Source organism: Microcoleus sp. Pol17C6 (genome assembly GCF_036701145.1).
Classification (GTDB): Bacteria; Cyanobacteriota; Cyanobacteriia; order Cyanobacteriales; family Microcoleaceae; genus Microcoleus.
In genome coordinates, this window is sequence record NZ_JAUBQH010000042.1 from 22,031 (window position 1) to 29,029 (window position 6,999).

At 49.4% G+C, this 6,999-nt stretch carries 4 protein-coding genes; 1 reads left to right on the forward strand and 3 read right to left on the reverse strand.

Annotation, left to right across the window (positions count from 1 at the left end; translation table 11 throughout):
* Entirely contained in the window at positions 1 to 1,002 is a 1,002-nt protein-coding gene (pstC, locus tag QUA25_RS19875; protein WP_333040760.1) for a phosphate ABC transporter permease subunit PstC, read from the reverse strand.
* Between the two features lie 200 nt (positions 1,003 to 1,202).
* Complete coding sequence (gene pstS, locus QUA25_RS19880; protein ID WP_333040763.1) at positions 1,203 to 2,231, reverse strand: phosphate ABC transporter substrate-binding protein PstS; 1,029 nt, start codon at positions 2,229 to 2,231, stop codon at positions 1,203 to 1,205.
* Between the two features lie 334 nt (positions 2,232 to 2,565).
* Here pstS and QUA25_RS19885 point away from each other — a divergent pair, with 334 nt between their 5' ends.
* On the forward strand, positions 2,566 to 4,074 hold the full coding sequence (locus tag QUA25_RS19885; protein WP_333040765.1) for a UbiD family decarboxylase: 1,509 nt from the start codon (positions 2,566 to 2,568) through the stop codon (positions 4,072 to 4,074).
* A gap of 291 nt (positions 4,075 to 4,365) precedes the next feature.
* Here the strand turns inward: QUA25_RS19885 and QUA25_RS19890 are convergent.
* Positions 4,366 to 6,999: tetratricopeptide repeat protein (locus QUA25_RS19890; RefSeq protein ID WP_333040767.1), on the reverse strand; the 2,634-nt coding region annotated here is incomplete at its 5' end.

Below are 6,999 nucleotides of genomic sequence, written 5' to 3' on the forward strand. Positions count from 1 at the left end.
TTAATTTTTAGCTCCCTTAACGCCCATTAGCTTAACCAGCAATACTGCCACTGCATTCACCAACAGAGTGATGACAAATAGAATCAAGGCTAAATACATCAAAGCGCCAATGTGCAGCGGTTCGAGAGCTTCCCGAAATTGACTTGCCAAAACCGCAGGAATTGAGTAGCTGGGAGCTAGCAGGGATTGGTTGATTTGAATCGAGTTGCCAATCACCATTGTGACGGCCATTGTTTCGCCTAAAGCGCGTCCTAATGCCAAGATTGTAGCGCCTATAATTCCTGAACTAGCTGCTGGTAATAACAGCTTAAATATTGTTTCCCAGCGGGTGGCACCGAGGGACATCGAAGCACTTCGCAAATCTACTGGGACAGATAGCAATACATCGCGGCTGATGGCGGCTACTGTTGGCAAAATCATAATTGATAACAGTATCCCAGCGGGCAGCATTCCGGGGCCTAAAGGTTCGCTGCTGAAGAGGGGAAACCAACCGAAATTCTCAAACAATGACTGCTGCAATGGCAACAAAAAGGGAATCAAAACAAAGATGCCCCAAAGGCCAACTATTACGCTGGGAATAGCCGAGATTAATTCAACCATGAATCCCAAGGGCGATCGCACCCAAACGGGTAAGAAGTTCTCGCTAGTAACTATAGCTACTGACAGCCCTAAAGGAAGTGCGATAATTATGCCGATCGCAGAACTAATCACAGTGCCGTAAATAAACGGCAATGCCCCAAACTGCAACTCGCCGATATCCCACTTGGGATTCCACAAGAAGGAGAGTCCAAAATGGCTAATAGCTGGCCAAGCATCTTTAAAAATTACCGCACTCATCCAAAACAGCGTACCCGCTGTCGCTAGGGCAAAAACCCATACAAATAGTGTAAATCCTGACTCCATCAATAGACCTTCACCAGCAGTATCTGTCAAATCTACTTCTGTGTTTATTTCTGCCGATTTTCGAGTCAAATTTTTCGATTGTTTTAAAGGCTTGGTCATACCAGAATTATTGCGTAAAAAGTGAAATATTGGCTTGAAATTGAGTCATTCTAATGGACTGGGTGCGCGCTGGATACCCGGTTGTTAGGGGTGTAGCGCGCACCTTACATAGTAAATTTAGCGCACATTAACCTGATGATTTATGAGTTTTGAGTCATACCTTTAACTCATCAACTCATCACCTGGTGCGATCGCCCCCATTAACCTCTGGCAACCACAGTCTGATTAACTGTTTGAACCACTTTTTGAGCTGTAGCTGAAGGAATTGTAGTAAACTCTAACTGTTTGTTGATACCTTGACCGGTAGTCATCACCCAATTAACCATCTTTTTAATAGCCTCTGCTTTCGCAGCAGGATACTGTTTGTAGATTAACAGCCAAGTCAAGCCAACAATCGGATAACCGTCGTTAGGATTTCCTTCTACTAAACGGAAGTCTGCAGGGAATGTTTCCCCTGCTAAAGCTTTCTCTGCTTCAGCCAAACTAGGATCTACAAACCGGCCAGCTTTATTTTGAAGAAATGCTGTTTGGAGATTGTTTTGCCGCGCATAAGTATCTTGAACGTAGCCGATCGCACCCGCTGTATTTTTCACCAAAGCAGCTACGCCGGGGTTTCCTTGACCCCTGACAGCGGTGTCTGGCCACTTCGGCTGAGCGGCAGCTTTGATGCTGCTGCCGATCGCCTGCAAGTGATTAGCAAAAATAAAGCTAGTACCGCTGCTGTCTGCCCGTACAGCTACTCGAATCGCAGTATTTGGCAAGCCTTTAGCTTGTCCAGAAATTCCGGCTATTTTCGCATCATTCCAGCGGGTAATCTTGCCTTCAAAGATGCCTTTCATAGCATCGTTATTTAGCCTCAGATTCGTCACTCCGGGCAAGTTGTAAACAACTGCAACAGCGCCGCCAGCCGTGGGAACAGCTATTACACCCCGCTTTACTTCGGCTATTTGTGCAGCAGTCATCAGCGCGTCGCTGCCTGCGAAATCAACATTGCCTGAAATTAATGCTTTGATGCCAGCACCGCTGCCGGTTCCTTCGTAGTTTACAGTAATTTGATTTGCACTTCTCATCTGAGAGAAGTAGCGATCGTAAAGAGGTTTAGGGAAAGTTGCTCCCGTACCGTTTAGTGTGACGGCTGCTACAGCAGAACTAATCAACGAGAGCGAAAATGCTGCTGCTGCTAGTGTCACTATAAAACTACGTCGCCAACGTCCTGTGAAAAAATTCATACTCCTCCTCTCCCTTAATAGCCGACTTTGCAAATCTCCTCCATAGGATAGACTGAAACCCCCAAGGAAAGGGCTTTAATAGAATAAGCTTGTTTTAAATTTTGGTTAATAGTAGATTAACTAACAATAGAATAAGCTTTGTTTAAATTATGGTTAAGAGTATTGCAAAGAAAAATTAGCTAAAGTCAATTTTTGATGGATCGGAGAAATACCAAATCATAGAGTAACGATAACAATAGAAATTTATTTAGCGATCGCCCGATCGCCCCCACCCCGCACTCCATCCCCCGATCGCCGCATAATAGTAGGGACACTTAACATTTCTTTAACAACAATGGCAAGAGACTTGCGGGGATTCCTAAAACTACTCGAAGAACGGGGACAACTGCGCCGGATTAGCGCCTTAGTCGATTCCGACCTCGAAATTGCCGAAATTTCCAACCAAATGCTGCAAAAAGGCGGCCCCGGATTGCTGTTTGAAAACGTCAAAGGGGCCGAATTCCCCGTCGCAATCAACCTGTTGGGTACGGAACAGCGCGTTTGCTGGGCGATGAACATGGAAAAGCCGATCGAACTAGAAGAGCTCGGCAAAAAACTGGGAATGCTGCAACAGCCAAAACCGCCGAAAAAGATTTCCCAAGCGATAGAATTCGGCAAAGTGTTGTTCGACGTAGTGAAAGCCAAACCCGGCCGAGACTTTTTCCCAGCTTGTCAGCAAGTGGTATTTGAGGGAGAAGGGGTGGATTTGAACAAAATCCCGATGATTCGCCCTTATTCGGGAGATGCGGGCAAAATTATCACCCTGGGTTTGGTAATTACCAAAGATTGCGAAACGGGTACGCCGAATGTGGGGGTTTATCGGTTGCAGTTGCAGTCAAAAAACACTATGACTGTACACTGGTTATCGGTGCGGGGCGGGGCGCGGCACTTGCGGAAAGCTGCACAGGCTGGTAAAAAGTTGGAAGTTGCGATCGCCCTTGGAGTCGATCCCCTGATTATTCTCGCCGCCGCAACGCCAATTCCTGTAGATTTATCGGAATGGTTATTTGCGGGACTTTACGGCGGTTCCGGCGTGCAATTGGCAAAGTGCAAAACAGTAGATTTGGAAGTACCGGCGGACTCGGAAATCGTGTTAGAAGGAACGATTACCCCCGGGGAAGTTCTGCCCGACGGGCCCTTCGGCGATCACATGGGTTATTACGGCGGCGTGGAAGATTCGCCGTTGGTGCGGTTCCACTGCATGACGCACCGCAAAGACCCGATTTATCTGACCACATTTAGCGGGCGGCCGCCGAAAGAAGAAGCGATGATGGCGATCGCGCTTAACCGTATTTATACGCCTATTTTGAGGCAGCAAGTATCGGAAATTGTCGATTTCTTCTTACCGATGGAAGCCCTCAGTTATAAAGCTGCAATTATCTCCATTGATAAAGCATATCCCGGTCAAGCGCGCAGGGCTGCTTTAGCATTTTGGAGTGCATTACCGCAGTTTACTTACACTAAGTTTGTGATTGTTGTCGATAAAAGTATCAACATTCGCGATCCGCGTCAAGTTGTGTGGGCAATTAGTTCTAAAGTCGATCCAGTTCGGGATGTATTTATTCTGCCGAATACGCCTTTTGATACGTTAGATTTTGCCAGTGAAAAGATTGGTTTGGGAGGCAGAATGGGGATTGATGCGACTACGAAGATGCCGCCGGAAAGCGATCACGAATGGGGGGAAGTTTTGGAGTCAGATCCGGATGTGGCGGCGATGGTAGAAAGGCGTTGGGCAGAGTATGGTTTGGCCGATTTGAATTTGGGTGAAGTCGATCCGAATTTGTTTGGATATGAGATGAAGTAGGGGAATCAACCGTAAAATCTGAGATATCGCACATCCTCGATCGACCTGTGGGGGCGGGTTTTTCCAACCCTTTATGACACAGATAGACAATCTCAAAAACCCGCCCCCACCAAACGAAAAATCGCAACTTACCTCTTTTTAATGCGATCGAGACTTATGCACTCCGACAAAAAAACCGGGTTTTTTGCCAAATCTGCGGGCTGCAACGAAGTATTCTCGAAAAAACCCGGTTTCTGATCCCCATGCGTAAGTCCTGTAGGAAATTGGCAACAATCGCTCTAGCAGCAACAGTTACTCTGTCTCCCGAAGTTGCTGAAGCATTGCTTGCGTTGCTGGATGCTGGGAAAGTTGCGAGTCTTGACCCGCTGATATCGCCTTCTGGAGAAAATCAATGAAATTGCTCCAAACTTTTTGGGTGTTGGGATGATTCTCTCCCAATCGGTTAAACAAGATTTCTAATGCTCCCAGGTAAAGCGATTCCGCCTCCGAGTAGCGCTCCATTGAATAGTACAGCCCTGCCAGATTGTTCAAACTCATTGCCGTATCGGGATGGTCAACTCCGAGCAGTTGCTCGTAAATAGAGATCGATCGCACGTACAAGGGTTCCGCCGACTGGTAGCGTCCCATTGCACGGTATAGCTCTGCCAGATTGTTCAAACTCAATGCTGTATTGGGATGGTCGGCTCCGAGCTGTTGCTCTGCGATCGAGAGCGCTCGCGCAAACAAGGGTTCCGCCTCTGAGTAGCGTCCCATTGCATTGTAAAGATTTGCCAGATTGCTCAAACTCAATGCTGTATTGGGATGGTCGGCTCCGAGCTGTTGCTCGTAAATAGAGAGCGCTCGCACGTACAAGGGTTCCGCCGACTGGTAGCATCCCATTGCACGGTATAGCTCTGCCAGATTGTTCAAACTCAATGCTGTATCGGGATGGTCGGCTCCGAGCTGTTGCTCGTAAATAGAGAGCGCTCGCACAAACAAGGGTTCCGCCTCCGAGTAGCGTCCCATCGCATTGTAAAGATTTGCCAGATTGTTCAAACTCAATGCTGTATCGGGATGGTTGGCTCCGCAGCGTTGCTCCCAGATCGAGAGCGCTCGCACGTACAAGGGTTCCGCCGACTGGTAGCGTCCCATTGCACGGTATAGCTCTCCCAGATTGTTCAAACTACTTGCAGTATCGGGATGGTCGGCTCCTAGCTGCTGTTCTCTGATCGAGAGCGCTCGCACCAACAAGGGTTCCGCCTCCGAGTAGCGTCCCATCGCATCGTACAGACCTGCCAGATTGTTCAAACTCAATCCTGTATCGGGATGGTTGGCTCCGAGCTGCTGTTCTCTGATCGAGAGCGCTCGCACGTACAAGGGTTCCGCCTCCGAGTAGCGTCCCATCGCATCGTACAGCAATGCCAGATTGTTCAAACTACTTGCTGTATTGGGATGGTCGGCTCCTAGCTGTTGCTCTGCGATTGAGAGCGCTCGCACGTACAAGGGTTCCGCCGACTGGTAGCGTCCCATTGCACGGTATAGCTCTGCCAGATTTCTCAAACTCAATCCTGTATTGGGATGGTCGGCTCCGAGCTGTTGCTCGTAAATAGAGAGCGATCGCACGTACAAGGGTTCCGCCTCCGAGTAGCGTCCCATCGCATTGTACAGACCTGCCAGATTGTTCAAACTCAATCCTGTATCGGGATGGTCGGCTCCGAGCTGTTGCTCTGCGATCGAGAGGGCTCGCACGTACAAGGGTTCCGCCTCCGAGTAGCGTCCCATCGCATCGTACAGACCTGCCAGATTGTTCAAACTCAATGCTGTATTGGGATGGTCGGCTCCGAGCTGTTGCTCTGCGATCGAGAGCGCTCGCGCAAACAAGGGTTCCGCCTCTGAGTAGCGTCCCATTGCATTGTAAAGATTTGCCAGATTGCTCAAACTCAATGCTGTATTGGGATGGTCGGCTCCGAGCTGTTGCTCGTAAATAGAGAGCGCTCGCACGTACAAGGGTTCCGCCGACTGGTAGCATCCCATTGCACGGTATAGCTCTGCCAGATTGTTCAAACTCAATGCTGTATCGGGATGGTCGGCTCCGAGCTGTTGCTCGTAAATAGAGAGCGCTCGCACAAACAAGGGTTCCGCCTCCGAGTAGCGTCCCATCGCATTGTAAAGATTTGCCAGATTGTTCAAACTCAATGCTGTATCGGGATGGTTGGCTCCGCAGCGTTGCTCCCAGATCGAGAGCGCTCGCACGTACAAGGGTTCCGCCGACTGGTAGCGTCCCATTGCACGGTATAGCTCTCCCAGATTGTTCAAACTACTTGCAGTATCGGGATGGTCGGCTCCTAGCTGCTGTTCTCTGATCGAGAGCGCTCGCACCAACAAGGGTTCCGCCTCCGAGTAGCGTCCCATCGCATCGTACAGACCTGCCAGATTGTTCAAACTCAATCCTGTATCGGGATGGTTGGCTCCGAGCTGCTGTTCTCTGATCGAGAGCGCTCGCACGTACAAGGGTTCCGCCTCCGAGTAGCGTCCCATCGCATCGTACAGCAATGCCAGATTGTTCAAACTACTTGCTGTATTGGGATGGTCGGCTCCTAGCTGTTGCTCTGCGATTGAGAGCGCTCGCACGTACAAGGGTTCCGCCGACTGGTAGCGTCCCATTGCACGGTATAGCTCTGCCAGATTGCTCAAACTACTTGCAGTATAGGGATGGTCGGCTCCGAGCTGTTGCTCGTAAATAGAGAGCGATCGCACATACAAGGGTTCTGCCGACTGGTAGCGTCCCATTGCATAGTACAGCAATGCCAAATTGTTCAAACTACTTGCTGTATTGGGATGGTCGGCTCCGAGCTGTTGCTCTGCGATCGAGAGCGCTCGCACGTACAAGGGTTCCGCCGACTGGTAGCGTCCCATTGCACGGTATAGCTCTGCCAGATTGCTCAA